The organism is uncultured Jatrophihabitans sp., from assembly GCF_964246335.1.
In the GTDB taxonomy this organism is placed as follows: Bacteria; Actinomycetota; Actinomycetes; order Mycobacteriales; family Jatrophihabitantaceae; genus Jatrophihabitans.
In genome coordinates this window covers 78,978-98,047 of sequence record NZ_CAXTQF010000004.1, presented here as the reverse complement: position 1 = coordinate 98,047, position 19,070 = coordinate 78,978, and the positions used below count along the sequence as shown (strand labels likewise).

Below are 19,070 nucleotides of genomic sequence, written 5' to 3'. Positions count from 1 at the left end.
AGCAGCGAGTCGAGGGGCGGCCGGATCCGGCCGCCCCTCGCCCGTGCGCAGATCAGTTGACGGTCAGGCTCACGTCGTCCAGCACGAACGACGTCTGCAGGCTGTTGTCCTCGGTTCCGCTGAAGCTCAATGTGACCGTCCCGCTGAGACCGGTCAGGTTCACCGAGTGCAGCACGTACCCGCTCGCGGCGTTCAGGTTGGAGTACGTCGCCACGGTGGTGGAGCCGACCTTCACCGTGAACTTGTCGTACTGCGTACTCGTCGTGGTCTCCGCCGTGTCGATGTGCAGGTAGAACGACAACGTGCCGCTCGTGTGCCCGGACGGAATCGTCAACGACTGGGTGGCGGTGTCGGTGTGCGTCGAGCCGTAGCCGTCGAACCAGGCCTTGTACGAGCCACTGTGCGCCGGCTCCGAGCTCGAGTTGTCCCGGACACCCGAAGACAGCGTCCACGGCGTCGTGCCGGACTCGAAGCCGCCGTTGGCGACCACCTGCGACGAACCACCGCCACCGCCGGTCGCGGTCACCGTGAAGCTGACGGTCGTCGTGTGCGTGGCCGACGCGCCGGTGCCGGTGACCGTCACCGAGTACGTCCCCGCCGCGGTCGACGAGCCTGCGGTGAGCGTCAACGTGGACGACCCGCCCGCCGTCACGCTCGTCGGCGAGAAGGACGCCGTCGCACCCGACGGCAGACCGCTCGCGGACAGTGCCACCGTCTGCGCGCTTCCGCTGGTGACCGCTGTCGAGATGGTGCTCGTGGCCGATGCGCCCTGCGCCGCGCTGATGCTCGTCGGGCTCGCCGCGATCGAGAAGTCGTTCGTCGCCGTGCCGCCGCCGCCCACGAGGTCGCGGGCGAGGTTGTTGCCGTCGAAGCTGCCGATCCCGGTGGCGAGGTCGTAGCCGGTGGTCGCCGGCCAGTTCGTCGTCGTGCTGGTGTGGCCGGTGGTGATGTCGTGGAACGGGGTGTACGTCTGACTGTTCTTCTTCAGCGAGTACAGCGTCGGGTTCGCGAAGCCGAGCCGCGACTTGCCGTTGGCCAGGGCGTCCTGGTTGTAGACGGCGGTGAAGCCGGCCCACAGCGGAGCCGCGGCGCTGGTGCCGCCGACGACCGTCCACTTTCCCTGCGAGTAGATCGAGTAACCGGTGGCCGGGTCGGCGTCACCGGAGATGTCCGGCACGCAACGCTTCGTGCATGCGCTCGGCAGCCCAGGCACGCCGGACTGGTAGGACGGCAGGGCGAACGTGGTGCTGACGCCGCCGCCACCGCCCTCGGTCGCCTTGGTGTCCCACGGCGTCTCGGCGGAGTACGCGCCACCCGAGCCGAGTGTCAGGTGGGTGCCGCCGGTGCCCGTGACGTTCGGGTCGTCGGCGGGGTTGTCCACGGCCAGCTGGCCGGACGTGCCGCAGTCGTAGGCGGCGCTGTCACCGGACGCGGCGTAGAGGCCCTGACCCTGCGCGGCCATCTGCGCGAAGATCTGGCTCTCGCTGTTGATCGTCGCCGCGCTCGAGCTGGGTTCGCACTCGCCCCACGAGGTCGAGTTGGTGAACGTCGTGTCCGACGTCGCCATCGCGTTGTAGGTGTCGATCACGCCCTGGTCGGTGTTCGGGCCCTCGAAGACGGTGATGGTGGACGACGGCGCGATCGCCTGTGCGACCTCGATGTCCAGCTCCACCTCGACCTCGGCGTCACCGAGCGTCGTGTTGCCGCCGTCGACGCTCGTCACGGTCGGCGCCGCGCTGCCCAGGCCGTACTGGTTGTCGTAGGCAGTGATGTTGCTCTGCTTGAAACCGGCCAGCTCGAACAGGCCGATCTTCTGGCCGGCACCGGTGTAGCCGGCGGACGCGAGCGGGGTGACGTCGTAACCGGTCTTGAGCTCGGTCGGCGTGTACCCGCCGGCCGGACCCGAGCCGACGCGCGGTCCCGTGGTGTGGGTGACCGGCGGCTGCGACTGCCTGTAGTGCGTGTCCAGCCCGACGACGCCGAGAACGTCGGCGGCGACCGACGTCGGCAGCGTGACCGCCGCCGGGTTGGCGAGGTACGTGCGGCGCAGTTTCGCGTCGTGGTAGCGGCCGAGCTTCGTCCCGAAGGCCGTCTGGGCCTTGGCCGCGCTACCGGACGCGTCGACGACGGTGCGGTTGGAGCTGATCTTCGTCACCGTGAGACCGGAGCTGCGCAGGTACTTCGTCACCGTGCGCACCGCAGCCTTGGTCGGCGCGTATCGCGCGGCGAACTGTGCCGCAGTCAGGTAATGCCCGTGGTTCGGTGACGCGGGATTCGACACGTCCGCGATCAGCCGGTCGAGCTCGGCCCGGTGCCGCAGCGGCAGGGTGACGGCGAGGGTCAGCTTGGTCGAGCCGGGCTCGGCGCCGAGGCGCGTCGAGGTCGACAGGTTCTTCGCTGCACTGCCGGCTACCGGCACCCGCGGTTCGGCGGCATGCGCGGCAGCGGCACTGACCCCGACTCCGGCTGTACTGATCAGGGCAGCCGAGGTGAGGGCACGAAGGAGCAGTTTGGCCATGGATTGGTCCGATCCCGGGAGTCGAAGAGAACGCTGGCATCGGTATATCCCGGGCCCGGCGATGTGGCCAGCCGAACAACCTGCAGCTACCCACAGTGATCTCTCAGGCACGCTGCGTAATAACGTCCGAGGTGCCTGTCACGCTGCACATCACCCGCCTCGACTTCCAGGAGGACTGACGTGACATCACCCGACCCGACCCGCTTCGCCGAGAGGCTGCAGGGCGCGCTCGCGCCGGCCGCGGTGTTCCGTGCCGGCACGGACGAGTACGACGACGCCACCTCGCCGGACAACTCCAGCTTCGCGCAGGAGCCGAGCACGGTCGTCCGGCCACGGTCGGCATCGGACGTCGCCGCGACAGTCGCGCTTGCACGCGACGCCGGGGTCCGGGTAGCCGTGCAGGCCACCGGACACGGCGCCGGCGAGCCGATCGGGGACGAGCTCGTGCTCGTCGACACGTCCTCCTTGCAGTCCGTGTCGGTCGATGCGCAGGCCCACACCGTCCGGGTCGGGGCCGGCGCGCAGTGGTCGCAGGTGCAGGCCGAGGCGCGCAAGCACGGGCTGCTCGGCCTGTCCGGCACGTCCCCGACGGTGGGCGTGGCCGGCTACGTGGTCAACGGCGGAGTCGGCTGGCTGGCGCGTCCACACGGTCTGGCGTCGGCGACGTTGCGCGCGGTGGAGTTCGTGGACGGGCTCGGCGCCGTGCTTCGCACGGACGCGCACGACGCGGACCCGGACGCGCTGTGGGCGTTCCGCGGCGGGGCACCCGTCGGCATCGCCACCGAACTCGAATTCGACCTCGTCGCCGTGTCCGACTTATGGGCGGGATATCTGCTGTGGCCCGCCGAACACCTGCCGGCTCTCGCCGCGGCCTGGGCGGCGCAGCTCGCGGACGCGCCGGCCGGGCTGACCAGCACGGTGGCGCTGCTCGCCGTCCCGCCGGAGGGCCCGTTCCCGGACGAGCTACTGGGCACCGTCGTGGTGCACCTGTCCTACGCGTCGGTCAGCGGCGAGGCTGGGCTCGCGTCGATGCGCGCTGCGATGGCGTCCGTCGCCGACCCCGCCGTCGACACCACCGGGCCGGCCGACGCGGACGCGCTGTCGGCGATCCACCTCGACCCGCCGGCCGCCGTACCTGCGCGCGGGGACGGAATGTGGCTCGGCTCCGTCGACGCCGAGCAGCTCGTGGCAATCTTCGACGCCGCCGGGATCGGCGACGACGACGGGCTCAACATGATCGAGCTGCGGCACGTCGCACCGGCCGACCCGGCCGGTCCCGCGGCCGATGGCGCACTGACGGTCGTGCCCGCGCCCTACCTGCTGCACGCGGTGGGCAGTGGCTCGGACGACGCGGGACGGCGCGCGGCCGACGCGCGGTTGGCGGAGGTGGCGGCCGCAGCCGCGACGGTGTCCATCGGCCGGTCCGCGCCCGGCTTCCGGGAAGGCCAGCCCGGCACGGGCGCGGCGTACACCCCTGCGGTGCTCGACCGGCTCCTGGGCGCGGTCCATCGGCATGATCCCGACGGCGTGCTCGCCTTCCAGCGGGTGGCCGCCGCCGACTCCGGCGCCTAGACCGCTCACGGACCGACCGATCGGCATACGCTGGCGGGACCGATCATGGTCAACGGCGGAAGCGGGCGACGGGATGAGCTGGCGCAAGACGATGACGTCAGGCAGAAACACGCGCCGCGCCGACCGCGCCGGCAATGACGTCCCCGAGCTGCTCGAGGTGTGGGGTCCCGCGAGCGAAGCGGGCGAAACGTGGATCGCGCTTCCGGGCACCGCAGCTGCCGCAACCGCTGACGCGGCCGGTGGCGCCTTCACCTGCATCCGGCTGAACTGCGTCAGCCAGGGAATCCCGACGGCTGACGTGCGCTGCCCGGTCTGCGGACACGGCACGGGAATGCTGCGCGACTATCGCTGGCCCCGGCCGAACCTGGCGTGACCCGCCGTCGCGGGTCCTAGCCCGTCGGGCTGCTGCCGCTCGCCGTCGACTGCGCCGAGGTGTTCGACGGCGTCTCCGGGGCCGACGACGTCGACGGGTCGGTGGACGGCGTGCTCGGCGCCGTGGTCGGGCTGCTCGGCACCGTCGGCGAGGACTTGGTGCCCGACGTCGTCGAGCCCGACGTCGGCGCGGGTGCGGCGTGCGAGCTGGGTGCGGACTTCGCAACCGGCGCCGCGGGTGTGGCGCGGTGCGGCTGCACGTATCCCAGCGCCACGGGCGCCGACTGAGCCTTCCACGACGTCGACACCGCCAGAGCGGTCAGGCCGCGCTTGTGCGCCGGTGCGCGGAAAACGATGGCCGAGTCCGAGTGCTGCAGGAATCGCCGCACCGTGACACTGCCGAGGTGCACCGCGTCCACACCGTCGAGGTGGGTGCCGCGCAGCGTGACCTTGCCGCCGGCGGTCGAGACCGGGGCGCCGACGGGACTGAGCGTCGGCGTCTGGCCGGTCATCGGCCGGACGGCACCGCGGTATGCACCGTCCGCGGCCATCACCTCGGACAGTGCGGCCGTGCGGACCACCGAGCCGCTGTCCGGCGCCTCGATGACCATGCCTTTGCCCGCGTAGATCGCGACGTGCCCGGTGCCGTCCGGGAGATAGCCGGCAAAGAACACGAGGTCGCCCGGCAGCAACTGATTGACGGCCGGGTGGAATGCGCCGGCAAAGCGCTGGCTGTCGGCCAGATGCGGGAGCGCCACGTAGGCGCCCCAGGCGTAGGTCATCAACCCGGAGCAGTCGAACCCGACGACGTGACAGTCCAGATCGCCGCCCGTGCCCGGGTCGCACCGCCCCAACGTCGGCCCGGTGGCGCTGCCACCGGCCCAGGAGTACGGCATCCCGAGCCAGGACCGCGCCCGTGCGACGGCGCTGCGGCCCATAGCCGGTGTCCAGGACGCCGAACGTGGTGCGACACCAGCGGATTGGTGAGTTCGCAGCAGCTTCGCCGACAGCGCCTGCTCCTGGTGGGCGGTCAGGCCACCTTGGATCGGCGCGTCCATCGACATGGTCGGCGTGGTCCCGGGAGCCGCCACGGCGGCCGCCGCCGGCGCCCCGGCCTGCTGCGCGCCCGCGGGCGCACCAGGGGTGGACAGGATGCTGCCGCCTGACGAGCGCGACGCGGAGGCCAGCGCCCTGTGCTGCTGCGCGGCCTTGAGGCCCTTGACGGCGGACGACAGGTTGCCGGACGACACGGCGCCGCCGGCGATCGCAGAGATGATCACGACGAAGAACGCGATCGAGGAGGTCAGCCGGGCCGAACGCGCGGGTAGGCGGACTCGACGCTCACGCATGTCGGGCACCGCAACCCCCACCGATCGCTTACAGGTCAACTGCCGGGTGTGATCAAGCGACCTACCCAAGCTACGTCGAAACTCTATCCGTCTCGCCCGTACTCGTCCTGGCGAGATCCCTATCGCGCGCATCGCCGGCCCCACGTGCGTATTAACGGCACCTGCCGGACCGAACTGAGCGTTGCGAGCAGGAGAGATCCTCGGCCCGCGCCATTCGGCCGGCGCGCCGAGCTACGTGCGGGGCAGGAAGCCGACGAGCAGCGCATCCACGACGTGCGTCGCGAGCTGCCGCCCGAGCGGCATCTGACGGAGCAGTACCCGCTGGGCGGCAATGCCCGCGAGCAGGTCCAGCAACAGATCACCGTCGCTGTCGGCATGCAGCTCGCCGCGTTCCTTCGCGCGGATCACGATCATGCTGGTCGCGTTCCTACGCTGGGCGAACTGCTCGGCATAGGCGCGTGCCAACCCGGGGTCGACGTGCGTCGCCGCGATGATGGCCGCGAGATAGGCCGCGTGCTCGGGGGCGCGCCAGACTCGTTCGACGCCACGCATGAGCGCGATCAGGTCCTCGCGCAGCGAGCCCGTGTCGGCGACCGGCACCCTGGCGTAGATGTCGCCCATCATCAACAGCAACAGGCCCTCTGCGGATCCGTACCGGCGGTAGATCGTCGTGCGGGCAACACCCGCGCGTGCGGCGACGCGCTCGACGCTGACGCCGCGCCAGCCGTGCTCGGCGAGCTCCGCGGAGACAGCGGCCCGAACGTCACGTTCCACCCGCGGGTCGGCCGGTCGTCCGCGCTGGCGGGAAGAGCTCACCCGTGCAATTATGCAACAAACTGTAGCTTATATATGGAGGGCCTCATGGATCGCGCTACGTGGAACGTCGACGTGCACGGCACCGGCCATCAGATCGAGCTGCGCTGGTCGTATTGGGGCGGTCGGCGCGAGGTCTACGTCGACGGGACATTCGCCGCCGGCGACACGAAGGTGTTGCGCTGGAAGTCGCGACACCCCGTCGACGTGGCCGGGAAGACGTGCACGGTGATCACCCGTCCGAAGAAGCACGCGAAGACCGTGTTCGATGTCTTCCTGGACGTCGACGGCCAAGAACGCGCGCCCGACAACATCGGCTGAAGCGCTCGGATAGCGCCGGACGACAGCATTGAAGGTAACCGTGACCACGAACACCGAACCCACGCCGGAACTCCACTCCGGGTTCAGCAGTCCCGGCAGCACAGCAACTCCCTGGCACGACGTCGCCGAGGCGCTGGACCAGGCGGAGATCTACTGGATCTCCACCGTCCGAGCCGACGGCCGACCGCATGTCACCCCGCTGCCAGCGATGTGGCTCGACGGCGCCCTGCACTTCGGCACCGGGCTCGAGGAGCAGAAGGGCCGCAACCTGACCCGCGACCCGCACTGCGTGCTCACCACCGGGACGAACTCCTACCGGCACGGTCTGGACGTGGTGGTCGAGGGACGTGCCGAACGGGTCACCGACCGCGGCACGCTCGAGCGCCTCGCGCAGATGTGGCGCTCGAGACTCGACTGGGCCTACGACGTCGACGACGAGGGCTTCCGACACCGCCTCGACGGCCAGGCACCGAACGTCGAAGCGGGCACCGTCGTCCCGGTGTTCGCCGTGCGCCCGGTCAAGGTCCTGTCGTTCGCGCGCGGCGAGCACTTCACGCAGACCCGCTTCCGCCCCTGACGCTTGGCATGCGGTGGACGGATCGTGGCGGGTCCTACTGACCGGCCAGCTCGGCGACGAGCGGGGCAAAGGTGTCCGCATTGTTCGCGCCGAACGCGAAGTAGGACACGCCGATCTCCTCGCGGCGGCGACGCAGCTCGTCGGCGGCGGCCGTCGGGTCCGCCGGCAGCCAGGCGAGCGCGTCGGCTGCCTGCAGCGCGCTGGTGTCGGTGTCCGGTGGGGCCATGAACGGGGAGACGGCGTCGCCGACCACCGGAATGTGTATCGAGAGCTCGACGTCGCGAGTGGGATGGAAGTCGCGAATGCGCTCGATCACTGTGGCCCGCGGCTCGTTCGGCGCCATCGCAAAGGTGACCGTGTCGGCGATCTCGGCAGCCAGCGCCCGCGCCTTCGGGCCGATCACCGCCATCGCCACGGGCGTGTGCTGCTGCTCGCCGTCGCGGTCGCGCAGCGCGGCGACGACCTGACGCACCAGGTCCAGCCGTTGGCCCGGCGTGGGCACGGGCAGTCCGCGCTCGCGCAGTTCGTCCTCGATGCCGGGCCGGCCGACGCCGATGCCCATCTCGAACCGACCCTGCGTCAGCACCGTCAACGAGTGCGCCTCCCACGCGGTGAGCCACGGCGCGCGCAACGGCGCGGCGTATACCCAGGTGCCCACCCGCACGTCTGCCACCGTCGCCGCAACGGCGAGTGCGGCCGCGGGGGCCGGCTGCAGCAGTGGGAAGTCCGGCATCAGCACAGTCGAGTAGCCGTGCCCTGCGATGCGGCGCACCTGCTCGCTCCACGTCGGCAGATCGGGCATGAACGGGGCCACGATGCCGAACCGGAACGGGTGGGCCGTGTCGGTCATGAGCTGTCCTCTCCACCGGCAGGCACGTCACGCCCGAGCTCCCGACGAATGATCAGCTAACCATCGTCGGCGTCCGGGCGGAACCACGAATATTGATCGTCGGCGGTTCGACCGAGGGCTGGTCAGCGCAGCCGATCGAGCCATGCCATGGCGGTCGCGGCGTCGCGGGCGACGGTCGCGACGACACCATCGGGACGGACCAGCACCGCGGCGGTATCGCGCGGGACCGAGTGCGCCTGCGGATGCCCGGCGTCGGCGCGCACGATCGTCAGCGGGAATCCGTCGGGCGCGCCGAAGGTGGCGGGCACGTCGACCCGGGCGGCGTCGCCGAACAGAATCAGCTCGGCTTCGGCGCCTGACGCGAGCGGCCAGCCGTCCCCGGAGCGGACGGAGTGTTTGTCACCGGTGCCGTCGGCCAGGGGGCTGGCGTCGTGGTAACTGATCGCCTCCTCGGTGAGAAACGTGCGTAATCCGTGCTGCACGGCCGGGACGGACAACGCCAACGGCAGGAGATGGTCGCGCATGGACCGCAGTGGCTCGGTGAGCATCGCGGCTTCGAGTAGCGCGCCGGACTGTTTGACGACCGCGGCGCCGACGGGGTGCCGCTCGGCCTGATAGCTGTCCAGGAGTGCGGGCGGGGCGGCTCCCCGTTCCACGAGAGCGACCTTCCAGGCGAGGTTGGCCGCGTCTTGCATGCCGGTGTTCATCCCCTGGCCCCCGGCCGGGCTGTGCACGTGAGCGGCATCGCCGGCGAGCAGGACGCGGCCGTGCACATAGGACGCGACCTGCCGCTCGTTGACTCCGAAGCACGACACCCAGTGCATGCTCGCGATGCGGTAGCCGAGGTCGGTGTGCTCATCCAGAACGGCTTGCACCTCGTCCTTGGTGAGCGTGGGCGTCTCGCCCTCGACGTCGGTCGCGCCGAGGTCGGCGATGAGCCGGAAGCGGTCGTTCCCCATCGGGAACAGTGCTGCGATCCCACGGGCCAATTGGATCTGGATGGCATGTTCGTCGTTCGCGGTATCGGGCACCAGGTCGAAGTCCGCCAGCAACCAACGATGGGTGACCGCATGACCCGGGAACTCGAGACCCAGCGCGTGTCGCGTGACCGAATGGCTGCCGTCACACGCGACCAACCACGGCGTGCGCACCGACGACGAGCCGCTGGTTGACGTCAGTTCGCAGGCGACGGACTCATCACCAGGCTCGACGGCGGTCAGCTCGGTGTTGCGCTCCACCTGCACGCCGAGGTCGGCCAGGCCTGCCAGCAGGATGCGCTCGGTTGCGCTCTGTGGCACCAACACGCAGGGCGGCACGCCCGTACCCCGGTCCGGCATGGGCAGGCGCCCCCGGCGGCGGCCACCGGTGCTGATGACGACCTGCTCGAGCACCGGATGCTCGGCGCAGAACCGGTCGTGCGACAGCACCGGGCCGAGTGTCTCCAGCGTGCGCTGCCATACGACCAACGCCTTGGACAGGTTGGTGGGACCGTCGTTGCGGTCGATGACGCGTACCGGTGTGCCGTGCCGCGCCAGCATCAGCGCGGCGGTGAGTCCGACCGGGCCGGCGCCCACCACCAGGACCGGACTCGCCGACGAGGGCAATGCGACTCCTTCGACCCAAACACGGACCCGGGCTGGCGCTGGGCCCTCAACGATCTAAAGATCGCACGCCAACGCCATACCTGCGGCGCGGACACGCACTTCGGCATCGTCGGCACGAAGGAGATCGAGTACTTCTCGAGCCGGTCCGTGCTGTGTCGAGCGGGCCAGGACAGCGCCGCTGAACGTCGACTTGATCGCGGCCGATCCCGGCAGGGCACCGAGCACGCGCACACCGGCCGAACCGGATAGTTCACTGCGCTGTTGGAACCCGAGATCAGCCTTTCCCCCAGCGAGCAGGCCGGCGACGGGCGAGCCCGGCTCGGCCTGCACGAGCCGCGCCGCGAGGACATCGCGCAAGTCCCAACGCTCCAGGAGTCCCAGCAGCGCTCTTCCGCTCGGCCCGGTCGAGTACGCGATGCGCTCGGCGTCCAACAGCGCCCGGCGCACCTCGTCCTGCGACGAGATCGACACCGGGGGGGCGCCCTCGGGCACGGCAGCGACCACATCAGAGACGTACAACGGTGTCAGCGTGCCGGGCACGAAGAAGCCGTCGTCCGCCAACTCCGACATCGTCGCCGCATCGAGCACCGCAAGGTCCGCCTGCGTTCCGTTGCGGATTTGCCGCGCGACCGCGACCCCGCCGGCTGAGGCGAAACTGACCGACACCGAATGATCGCGTCGCAGCGCGTCGCCCAGTTCAGCGAGCAGGTCCTTCGTGGCCATCGACGACAGGCCCACGACCTGGTTCGGCACGTGTCGTCCCTCTCCCCCGTCGGATGTCAGCGAGAGGCGGCGGGCACTGTCTCGGCTGCCGGCTCGGCAACGAACGCGTGCGTGTGCGCGCGACCGCCGAGCATGACCGCGGCGATGAGCGCGGCGAGCAGGGCGGAGATACCGCAGACGAGGTAGGCGATGCCGTAACCGTGCGAGAGGGCGTTGAAGGCGACGTCCTTGAGCGGGTTCGGCGGGTTGGGGATCGCGTTCGCACCGAGCGGACCGGAGTTCACCGCGCCTTTGACCGGCGGCGGGATCTTGGCCGAGGAGTTGAACGCGTCGACGGCCTTGCCCAGGCTCGGTGACGACGCGATCTTCGCGCTGATCGTGCTGGCAGCGGTGGTCAACCCGATGGCAGCGACGATCGCCGGCCCGAGGGTCAGCCCGAAGTCGCGCAGCATGCTGGTCGCACCGCTGGCCATGCCCGCCTTGGACGTCGGCACGCTGTTGACGGCGACGACGGTGATCGCGGTGACCGCGGTCTTGAAACCGGCTCCGACGACGAGGAGCGGCACCGCGACCGCGGCCAGGCCCAGGTGCGTCGCGGGGATGGCGGCAAGGGCGACGTCGCCGATGCCGATCAGTGCCATACCGGCCGCGAGCACCCAGCCCGGGTTGAGTTTCTGCAGCATCTTGCTGCTCACCGGGAAGAGCACCACACCCATGATGTTGAGCAGCACGAAACCGACCGACGTCTTCAACGGTGTGTAGTCCTGGATCGCCGAGAGCCGGATGCTGGTGCCGTAGGCCGTACCCAGGTAGGCGAACATCCCGAGCACCGTCACCACGGCCGACACCGTGAACATCCGATTGCTGAACAGCTCGAGCTGGATCAGCGGCTTGTCGACGCGCCGCTCGATCACCACGAAGAGCCCGAGGAACACCACCGCGACCACGAACCCGCCGATGATCAGCCCGCTCCCCCACCCTGCCGATGCGCCCTGGACCACCGAGTAGATCAACGCGACCAGCGCCACGGCGATCGCCAGCTGCCCGGGCCAGTCCAGCGAGCGCCCGGCAGGCGAGGCGGAGTTGTGCGCGAACAGCATCGTGATGACGACACCGATCAGCGCGAGTACGGCCACCGCGAGGAAGGCCCACCGCCAGCTGGCGAACTCCCCGCCCGAGTGGTGCACCTTGGCGAGAACGCCGCCGATCAACGGGGAGACGAATCCGCCGGTCGTGAGCGCGGCCGCCCAGATCGACAGGGCCCGCGCGCGGTCGTGCACCGTGTGCGTGCCGGCCGCGATCATCGCGATCGAGGTCGGGAACAGCGCGGCGGCACCGATCCCGGAGATCACCTGGCCGGTCAGCAGCAGTCCGGCGCCGTGGTTCTCCGGCGTGAGGAACGCCAGCAGACCGCCGAGGGTCATGAGTGCCCCGCCGATCGCGAGCAGCCGCTTGCGACCGAACAGGTCACCCATCACGCCGAAAGACAGCTCGAGGACGGTGACCGGAACCATGAACGCATCCGAGACCCACGTCAGCGTGGTCGAGGAGATGTGCAGGTCCTGGTTGATGTAGCCCTGCGTCGTCGCCGGGATGCTCACCCCGAGCTGGGCGACGAAACACGCCGCCACCGCCGCAACCAGCGTCCCCACCGCGAGCTTGGGCAGGACCGAAGGCTTGTCATGCGTTACCGCAACCGTGTCGCTCATTGTTCCCCCTGGGTCGTCAGACGGGCGGAGTGCCGTGCGTGTGGAAGGACTCGATGGTCTTCAGCCCCCATGCCTGGCCCTTGGCGCGCTCGGCCTCGGTCCAGTCGACCGGCTGCCAGTCCGGCGCGAGCACCAGCCGCGCGCCGGCATGGCACAACTCGATGCGGTTGCCGCCGGGCTCGTACACGTAGAGGAAGAAGGTTTGCTGGATCGCGTGCTTGTGCGGTCCCGTCTCGATGAACACGCCCTGTTCGATCGCCAGGTCGGCGGCGCGCAGGATGTCCGGGCGGCCGTCGGCCGCGAACGCGAGGTGGTGCAACCGGCCCGGCGTCGCGGTGTGGTCTCGGGTGTAGACGGCGTCGTAGCCCTTGTTCGTGAATGTCGTCCAGCTGCCGTTGACGGACCCGTCGTCGAGCACGATCTGCTCGGTCACCAGCGCGCCGAGTGTGTCGCGGAAGAAGTCGCGGTTCGCGACGACGTCGACGCCGAGGTAGTTGACGTGATCGAGCCGCCGCACCGGTACGCCGTGGGACGGCAACGCCTGTGCCTGGTTCTTCAATGCGGGGGTCAGCTGCGCCGGCGGCCGGTACCACTCGCTGTCGTAGTAGACGCCGAGTTCGTGACCGTCGGGGTCGCGGAAGAGATAGGTCGGCCCGTACCCCGGATCGCCGTCCTTCCAGCCGACCCCTGCTCCGCCCGCGTCGATCGCCTCGACCAATCGGTCGAGCGCCTGCGGGCTCGCCGCGCGGAACGTCGTCCGGCCGACGCCCGATGTATCGCGACCCGTGACCTTGAGCGTCGTCCGCTCGTAGTCGTCCCAGGCCCGCAGGAAGACCGAGTCGCTCTCGCGCCCGGTCTCGGTGAGCCCGAGGAACTGCACGAAGAAGTCGACCGTGTCGTCCAGGACGGGCGTGTACAGCTCGACATGGCCGAGATGTGCGACGTCATGACGCGGCGGCATCGAACTCCTGACGCAGGGCACGGTCCGGCCGTGCGGTGTCTCGGAACGTAGGCCGCAGGTCGATGCATTGTCAACAATTTTATTGACATCGCCGCAACCCGAACTATGCCCTTTCGTGCCGGTTCCGTGTACGCATACCCGACGCGTGCGGGCGTCAGGACGGCTCGCTGCGCAGCGCCTCGATGACGCTGGTGAGGTGCCGTCGAGCCGCCCGCTCGGCCGCATCGGGATTGTGGGAACACACCTCATCGATGATCGCGAGGTGTTCGGGCAGGGAGACCTGGGGTCGGCCCGGACGCAGCGCGAGCCGGAACTGATGGCGCACGTTCTGCGCGCGCAGCCGACCGAGCAGGTCGGCGGCAACCGGTTGCGCACTGATCTCGCGGACCCGGTTGTGCAGGCGCTGGTTGAGCTGCGAGTACGTCATGACTTCACCGGCAGCAACCGCCGCCCGCATCTGCTCGCCCAGCGCGCGCAGCTCGCGGATCTCGTCGTCGGTGATGCGCTCGGCGGCCTTGGCCGCGCACAGCCCCTCGAGCACCATGCGGGCCTCGGTGATCTCGACGGCTTCGTCGAGACTGACGGTCCGCACGCGGGCACCGCGGTTGACGATGCGCTCGACGATCCCCTCGTGGGCCAGGTCGACAAGGGCAGCGCGCACCGCTCCCCGGCTGGCCCCGAAGCGTGCGGTGAGCTCGGCCTCGACCAGCCGCTGACCCGGCGCGAACTCGCCGTCGAGGATGCCGGCGCGAATGCCGTCGGCCACGGCGAACTGGTCCGTGGCGCTCGTGGAAGTGGTCATGACATCGCAGATGTTATTCGGTCCCGGCCGCGAGGTCAGCGAGCCAATCGCGGGCTGCTGCAGCGATTCGCGGCGGCACGCCCAGCTCGTCGAGCAGCTCGACCGCCGCGGCCATCTCCTCTTGGCGTCGCACTGCGTGCTGGACGCTGCCGCGTTCCAACCGCTGCGCGAACGAGGCGTCGGCACGCTCGAACTCGGCACCGATCAGCTCTCGCATCCACTGCTGCATACCAACAGCCTGCGCAGCGTGCAGTGCTTCGGTCACCGCGGCGGCCGTGCCCTTGAAAAAGACGCTGCGCAGGAGCTTGCGCTGCGCGGCTTCGCCGGCCGGTAGCTCGAGCACCTCGATATCGGCGCCGAGCGGCCGGAACAGCTCGGCGTAGCGAGGTGCGCCGTCTCCGGACACGAGCATCGGCGTGCGCAGACCGTTGCCCGGCACCGGCGCCATCAGCGACACGTCTGCGAACGGGACACCGGCCGAGCGGGCGACGCCGGCGAGCTCTCGTTCACGCTGCGGTGATGCGGTGTTCAGATCCGCCCACACGCTCGACGGTCGAGCGTTGACGAAACCGGCGCGCAGGGCGTCCATCGCGGCGGCCGCGCTGTTGACGCTGAGCACGACGTCGGCGCCGCGGGTGGCCTCGGCCTCGCCGGGGCAGGGCACGAGCGCCGCAGGGGCGCCCGACTGCGCGCTCGGCTGCGGGTCGTAGCCGCGCACGGTGACGCCGGCGGCGATCAGGTCCGCCGCGATCGCGCCGCCGGCCTCGCCGAGGCCCAGCACAGCCACCGTCAGCACGTGCCCTCCTCGCACATTGTGAACAATTCAGCGTTACACGCGGGTCGAATCGCCGTCAAACCCTTGACATGCCCGGCTGGCGCGCGAAACGTGCACAGTATTGTCAACAATCGCTGGAGGTTGTGTTGACCGCTGCGCCGCCCGACACGGGCGTGTCCCGCCAACAACTGCGTTCCGCCACTATCGGTGGCGCCTTCGGGTTCTTCGTCGACATGTACGACGTCTACCTGCCGACCATCGCGCTGACCCCGGCGCTCGCCTACTTCACTCCCGCGTCGCTGCCGACCTCGACGAAGTCGATCATCAGCGCGTTGGTGTTCGTGGCGACCCTGGTCGGGCGTCCCATCGGCTCGGTGATCTTCGGCCGGCTCGCGGACCGGGTGGGACGCCGCCGGGTGACGTTGTGGTCGGTCGCCGGATGCGGCGTCACCACCCTGGTGATCGCCGTCCTGCCCGGCTATTCGAGCTGGGGGCTTACGGCGGTCATCGTGCTGATCGTGCTCCGCCTCGTGGACGGGCTGTTCCTCGGCGGCGAGTACACCGGCGCGATCCCGCTCGCCATGGAGACGGCAGGCAACCGCAAGCGCGGGCTGTACGGCGGCCTGGTGAGCATCGGCTTCCCCCTGGCGTACTGCGCGATCTCGTTGCTGACCTTCATCACGCTGCAGTTCGCGCCCGCCAAGGGACCGGGGTCGGCTTACGTGCAGTGGGGTTGGCGCATCCCGTTCATGGTCGGCGCGGCCTTGTCGGGCGTGTTCCTCGTCTACTACGCGCGCACGGTCAAGGAATCGCCGCTGTGGCAGGGCGCCCGCAAGCGCAGCAACCCGCTGCGCGACGTGGTCTTCGGGCCGGCACGTCGCAACTTCTGGCAGGTCTTCGTGCTGATGAGCGGCGTGTGGTTCGCCTCGAACATGGCGTCCGGGTTGTTGCCGTCGACGCTGGCCGTACGCACCACCTTGACCGCAACGCAGATCACCGGCGTGCTGGTGGTGGCGCAGTTTGTCCACGCGCTGTGCTTCCCGCTGTTCGGCGCGCTGGTGGACAAGGTGGGCCGGCGACCGTTCTTCCTGGGCTGCGGCGTGGGCGTCGGCATTGTGTGCGCGCTGCTGTTCGCCTACCTTGCTGCCGACGTCCGCTCCGGCCTGGTCTCGCTGTTCGTGGTGGTGCTGCTCATCCGGGTCAGCGGCGCGAGCATGTTCGCGGTGACGCCCTCGTACCTGTGCGAACGCTTCCCGTCCGCCATCCGCGGCAGTGGTTTCGGCCTCGGCTACAGCGGGCCGCTGCTGGTCACGGCCGGGTACGCGTACTACCAGGACTGGCTCGGCCATCTGATGCCGTCGGTCTACACGCCGGTCGTGCTGCTCGTGCTCGGCGGCCTGCTCATCGGCGTCGGCGCCTGGATCGGCCCGGAGACCAAGGACGTCGACTTCTACAGCGCTGACCTCCCGGCGGCTACCCATCGGCGCGCTGCGCGTAGCCGGCCTGCCGTTCCGGTGCCGCTCACGGCGAAGACATCGTGAGCCGCGTCGTCGTCGGCACGCCGCGCACCGACCCGGAGATCGTCGCCGGCTTCGCCGGCATCGGCGTGGCCACGGTGCACGAGGCGCAGGGCCGCACCGGCCTGCTGCATCCGCGGCTGCGACCCATCTACCGGCCGGCGCACGTCGCCGGCACCGCGCTCACCTGCGAGGTCGCGCCGGGTGACAACTGGATGCTGCACGTCGCCGTCGAGCAGGCCCGGCCCGGTGACGTGCTGGTCGTGACCCCCACCAGCAGCTGCACCGACGGCTACTTCGGCGAGCTGCTGGCCACCAGCATGCGCGCGCACGGCGTCGTCGGGCTGGTCATCGACGCCGGCGTGCGCGACACCGCCGAGCTAACCGAGATGCGCTTCCCCGTCTGGTCCGCGGCCGTCAGCGCCCAGGGCACCGTCAAGGAGACCGTCGGCAATGTGCAGACACCCATCGTCTGCGGCGGCGCCCACGTCCATCCGGGCGATCTCGTGGTGGCCGACGGCGACGGCGTGGTGATCGTGGCGCGCACGCGCGCCGCCGACGTGCTTGCCGCCGCACGTCAGCGCGAGGAGAACGAGGACGGCAAACGGCAGCGGCTCGCCGCGGGCGAACTTGGGCTCGACATCTATGGCATGCGGGACAAGCTCGCCGACCGCGGGCTGACGTACGAGGAGTACAGCGAGTAGTGATCATCGACTGTCACGGCCACTACACGACCGCGCCGGCGGCGCACACGCAATGGCGCACCGCGCAATTGCAGGCGTACGACGACGGGCTTACCCCGCCGGTCTACCCGACGATCTCCGACGACGAGATCCGCGACTCGGTGCGCGACAGCCAGGTGCGGCTGATGGACGAGCGCGGCGTCGACCGGACCATCTTCTCGCCACGTGCGTCCGCGATGGGTCACCATCTCGGCGGGGCTGCCGAGAGTGCCGCGTGGGCCACCCACTGCAACGACCTCGTCCACCGCGTGTGCACGCTCTTTCCCGACCGGTTCGCGGGTGTGTGCCAGCTGCCGCAGTCGCCCGGCGTGCCGATCGAGGAGTCGGTGGCCGAGCTGCGTCGGTGCGTCGAGGAGCTCGGCATGGTGGGCTGCAACCTCAACCCGGACCCGAGCGGCGGCCACTGGGCCGCACCCCCGCTGACGGACAAGAGCTGGTACCCGTTCTACGAGGCCATGACCGAACTCGACGTCCCGGCGATGGTGCACGTTTCGGCGTCGGACAACCCGGTCTTCCACGCCACCGGCGCGCACTACCTCAACGCCGACACCACCGCGTTCATGCAGTTCCTGCAGGCGGACCTGTTCACCGACCTGCCCGCGCTGCGCTTCGTGATCCCGCACGGCGGCGGCGCCGTCCCGTACCACTGGGGCCGCTACCGCGGGCTCGCAGACATGCTGGACCGGCCACCGATCGAGCAGGCACTGCTCGACAACGTCTTCTTCGACACCTGCGTCTACCACCAGCCCGGCATCGACCTGCTGCTCGACGTCGTGCCCACGCGCAACGTGCTCTTCGGCTCGGAGATGGTCGGCGCCGTGCGCGGCGTGGACCCGCGCACCGGACACCACTTCGACGACACGCGTCGCTACGTCGACGCCTCGGCGTCCATCGACGACGACGGGCGCGCCGCCGTCTTCGAGACCAATGCGCATCGCGTGTACCCCCGGTTGGCCGCACGTTGACGCGCTACGTCCCCGACGCCGACTACCTGCCCTTCGACCCGGCGCCGTCGAAGCCGGATTTCGTGCTGCCACCGGGCTCCGTCGACGTCCACACACACGTGTTCGGGCCCGGGGACGTCTTCCCGTACGCGCCGGAACGCAAGTACACGCCGGTCGACGCGCCGAAGGAGACGCTGTTCGCGCGCGAGGACTTCCTGGGCGTCGACCGCACCGTCATCGTGCAGGCCACCTGTCACGGCGCCGACAACCGCGCACTCGTCGATGCGCTGCAGACCGCAGGCGATCGTGCCCGGGGCATCGCCACGGTGCGCGACGACGTCACCTACGACGCACTGGCGCAGCTGCACGAAGCCGGTGTGCGCGGTGTCCGGTTCAATTTCGTGCGCCGACTGGTCGACCCGAAGCCGGACGCCTACTACCGCGCCATCGCAGAACGCATCGCGAATTACGGCTGGCACATCGTCGCCTACTTCGAGCCCGCGGACCTCGCCGAGCGCTGGGAGCTGTTCACGACGTTGCCCACTGACCTCGTGGTCGACCACATGGGGCGCCCCGACGTCACGCACTCCCCCGACGGGCCCGAGTTCGAACGCTTCCGCAGCCTGCTGCGCGACCACCCGCAGGTGTGGGTCAAGGTCACCTGCCCCGATCGGCTCACCAGGACCGGGCCGCCGTACGACGACGTCATACCGTTCGCCGCTGCGCTCGTCGGCGAGTTCGGCGACCGCGTCCTGTGGGGCACCGACTGGCCGCACCCGAACCTCAAGAGCCACATGCCCGACGACGGTCAACTCGTCGACCTCGTCCCGCGGGTTACCGGCGATCCGGCGGCACAACACGCCTGGTTGGTGGACAACCCCGAACGCCTCTACTGGAGGTAGAGCCGAGCTTGCTAACGG

At 70.0% G+C, this 19,070-nt stretch carries 18 protein-coding genes; 8 read left to right on the top strand and 10 right to left on the bottom strand.

All coding sequences use genetic code 11. The features are described from left to right. Positions 1-52 precede the first annotated feature (52 nt). On the bottom strand, positions 53-2,518 hold the full coding sequence (locus tag ACFFCN_RS02500; RefSeq protein WP_375489391.1) for a protease pro-enzyme activation domain-containing protein: 2,466 nt from the start codon (positions 2,516-2,518) through the stop codon (positions 53-55). A gap of 180 nt (positions 2,519-2,698) precedes the next feature. On the opposite strand from ACFFCN_RS02500, the gene ACFFCN_RS02495 reads away from it, so the two are divergent. Next, positions 2,699-4,090 (top strand): FAD-binding oxidoreductase, encoded by a 1,392-nt coding sequence (locus ACFFCN_RS02495; protein WP_375489389.1) that lies wholly within the window; start codon positions 2,699-2,701, stop codon positions 4,088-4,090. Positions 4,091-4,163: 73 nt separating this feature from the next. Beyond that, positions 4,164-4,463 (top strand): hypothetical protein, encoded by a 300-nt coding sequence (locus ACFFCN_RS02490; protein WP_375489387.1) that lies wholly within the window; start codon positions 4,164-4,166, stop codon positions 4,461-4,463. 16 nt (positions 4,464-4,479) lie between these two features. On the opposite strand, the gene ACFFCN_RS02485 is transcribed toward ACFFCN_RS02490, so the two are convergent. Together ACFFCN_RS02485 and ACFFCN_RS02480 are read right to left on the bottom strand one after the other, a co-directional pair. Beyond that, complete coding sequence (locus ACFFCN_RS02485) at positions 4,480-5,811, bottom strand: NlpC/P60 family protein (protein ID WP_375489385.1); 1,332 nt, start codon at positions 5,809-5,811, stop codon at positions 4,480-4,482. Positions 5,812-6,042: 231 nt separating this feature from the next. Further along, on the bottom strand, positions 6,043-6,627 hold the full coding sequence (locus ACFFCN_RS02480) for a TetR/AcrR family transcriptional regulator (protein ID WP_375489383.1): 585 nt from the start codon (positions 6,625-6,627) through the stop codon (positions 6,043-6,045). A gap of 45 nt (positions 6,628-6,672) precedes the next feature. On the opposite strand from ACFFCN_RS02480, the gene ACFFCN_RS02475 reads away from it, so the two are divergent. Together ACFFCN_RS02475 and ACFFCN_RS02470 are read left to right on the top strand one after the other, a co-directional pair. Further along, positions 6,673-6,945 carry a hypothetical protein gene (locus ACFFCN_RS02475; RefSeq protein WP_375489381.1) on the top strand — a complete coding sequence of 91 codons (273 nt, stop codon included), beginning with the start codon at positions 6,673-6,675 and terminating at the stop codon, positions 6,943-6,945. A 40-nt stretch (positions 6,946-6,985) separates the two neighbouring features. Continuing rightward, positions 6,986-7,522 (top strand): pyridoxamine 5'-phosphate oxidase family protein, encoded by a 537-nt coding sequence (locus ACFFCN_RS02470; protein ID WP_375489379.1) that lies wholly within the window; start codon positions 6,986-6,988, stop codon positions 7,520-7,522. A 34-nt stretch (positions 7,523-7,556) separates the two neighbouring features. Here the strand turns inward: ACFFCN_RS02470 and ACFFCN_RS02465 are convergent, their stop codons facing one another. From ACFFCN_RS02465 to ACFFCN_RS02435, 7 genes are all read right to left on the bottom strand, one after another. Continuing rightward, positions 7,557-8,372: an LLM class flavin-dependent oxidoreductase gene (locus tag ACFFCN_RS02465; RefSeq protein ID WP_375489377.1), complete on the bottom strand. Its 816-nt coding sequence runs from the start codon at positions 8,370-8,372 to the stop codon at positions 7,557-7,559. A 122-nt stretch (positions 8,373-8,494) separates the two neighbouring features. Further along, positions 8,495-9,976: an FAD-dependent monooxygenase gene (locus ACFFCN_RS02460; protein ID WP_375489375.1), complete on the bottom strand. Its 1,482-nt coding sequence runs from the start codon at positions 9,974-9,976 to the stop codon at positions 8,495-8,497. Between the two features lie 54 nt (positions 9,977-10,030). Further along, complete coding sequence (locus ACFFCN_RS02455; RefSeq protein WP_375489373.1) at positions 10,031-10,729, bottom strand: substrate-binding domain-containing protein; 699 nt, start codon at positions 10,727-10,729, stop codon at positions 10,031-10,033. A gap of 26 nt (positions 10,730-10,755) precedes the next feature. Further along, positions 10,756-12,408 carry an MFS transporter gene (locus tag ACFFCN_RS02450; RefSeq protein WP_375489371.1) on the bottom strand — a complete coding sequence of 551 codons (1,653 nt, stop codon included), beginning with the start codon at positions 12,406-12,408 and terminating at the stop codon, positions 10,756-10,758. A gap of 16 nt (positions 12,409-12,424) precedes the next feature. Beyond that, complete coding sequence (locus ACFFCN_RS02445) at positions 12,425-13,369, bottom strand: VOC family protein (protein ID WP_375489369.1); 945 nt, start codon at positions 13,367-13,369, stop codon at positions 12,425-12,427. 154 nt (positions 13,370-13,523) lie between these two features. Next, complete coding sequence (locus ACFFCN_RS02440; RefSeq protein WP_375489367.1) at positions 13,524-14,171, bottom strand: GntR family transcriptional regulator; 648 nt, start codon at positions 14,169-14,171, stop codon at positions 13,524-13,526. Positions 14,172-14,184: 13 nt separating this feature from the next. After that, the gene (locus ACFFCN_RS02435) at positions 14,185-14,967 is read right to left on the bottom strand and encodes an NAD(P)-binding domain-containing protein (protein WP_375489366.1); all 783 of its coding nucleotides are present in this window, start codon (positions 14,965-14,967) and stop codon (positions 14,185-14,187) included. 125 nt (positions 14,968-15,092) lie between these two features. Here ACFFCN_RS02435 and ACFFCN_RS02430 point away from each other — a divergent pair, with 125 nt between their 5' ends. The 4 genes from ACFFCN_RS02430 to ACFFCN_RS02415 are packed head-to-tail and all read left to right on the top strand — an operon-like array spanning position 15,093 to position 19,052. Next, entirely contained in the window at positions 15,093-16,487 is a 1,395-nt protein-coding gene (locus ACFFCN_RS02430) for an MFS transporter (RefSeq protein ID WP_375489365.1), read from the top strand. Then, on the top strand, positions 16,484-17,167 hold the full coding sequence (locus tag ACFFCN_RS02425) for a 4-carboxy-4-hydroxy-2-oxoadipate aldolase/oxaloacetate decarboxylase (protein WP_375489364.1): 684 nt from the start codon (positions 16,484-16,486) through the stop codon (positions 17,165-17,167). Before ACFFCN_RS02430 ends, ACFFCN_RS02425 begins: the two co-directional genes overlap by 4 nt. Next, a complete protein-coding gene (locus ACFFCN_RS02420) occupies positions 17,167-18,171 on the top strand; it encodes an amidohydrolase family protein (RefSeq protein WP_375489363.1) in 1,005 nt (334 codons plus the stop codon). The genes ACFFCN_RS02425 and ACFFCN_RS02420 overlap by 1 nt, the downstream gene beginning before the upstream one ends. Next, complete coding sequence (locus ACFFCN_RS02415) at positions 18,168-19,052, top strand: amidohydrolase family protein (protein WP_375489362.1); 885 nt, start codon at positions 18,168-18,170, stop codon at positions 19,050-19,052. The genes ACFFCN_RS02420 and ACFFCN_RS02415 overlap by 4 nt, the downstream gene beginning before the upstream one ends. Positions 19,053-19,070: the final 18 nt, after the last annotated feature.

Bases quoted from the DNA above. Each gene is read 5' to 3' on its own strand.
- ACFFCN_RS02450 (WP_375489371.1), bottom strand. From the start codon at position 12,408: ATGAGCGACACGGTTGCGGTAACGCATGACAAGCCTTCGGTCCTGCCC.
- ACFFCN_RS02485 (WP_375489385.1), bottom strand. From the start codon at position 5,811: ATGCGTGAGCGTCGAGTCCGCCTACCCGCGCGTTCGGCCCGGCTGACC.
- ACFFCN_RS02465 (WP_375489377.1), bottom strand. From the start codon at position 8,372: ATGACCGACACGGCCCACCCGTTCCGGTTCGGCATCGTGGCCCCGTTC.
- ACFFCN_RS02440 (WP_375489367.1), bottom strand. From the start codon at position 14,171: ATGACCACTTCCACGAGCGCCACGGACCAGTTCGCCGTGGCCGACGGC.
- ACFFCN_RS02445 (WP_375489369.1), bottom strand. From the start codon at position 13,369: ATGCCGCCGCGTCATGACGTCGCACATCTCGGCCATGTCGAGCTGTAC.
- ACFFCN_RS02475 (WP_375489381.1), top strand. From the start codon at position 6,673: ATGGATCGCGCTACGTGGAACGTCGACGTGCACGGCACCGGCCATCAG.
- ACFFCN_RS02490 (WP_375489387.1), top strand. From the start codon at position 4,164: ATGAGCTGGCGCAAGACGATGACGTCAGGCAGAAACACGCGCCGCGCC.
- ACFFCN_RS02500 (WP_375489391.1), bottom strand. From the start codon at position 2,518: ATGGCCAAACTGCTCCTTCGTGCCCTCACCTCGGCTGCCCTGATCAGT.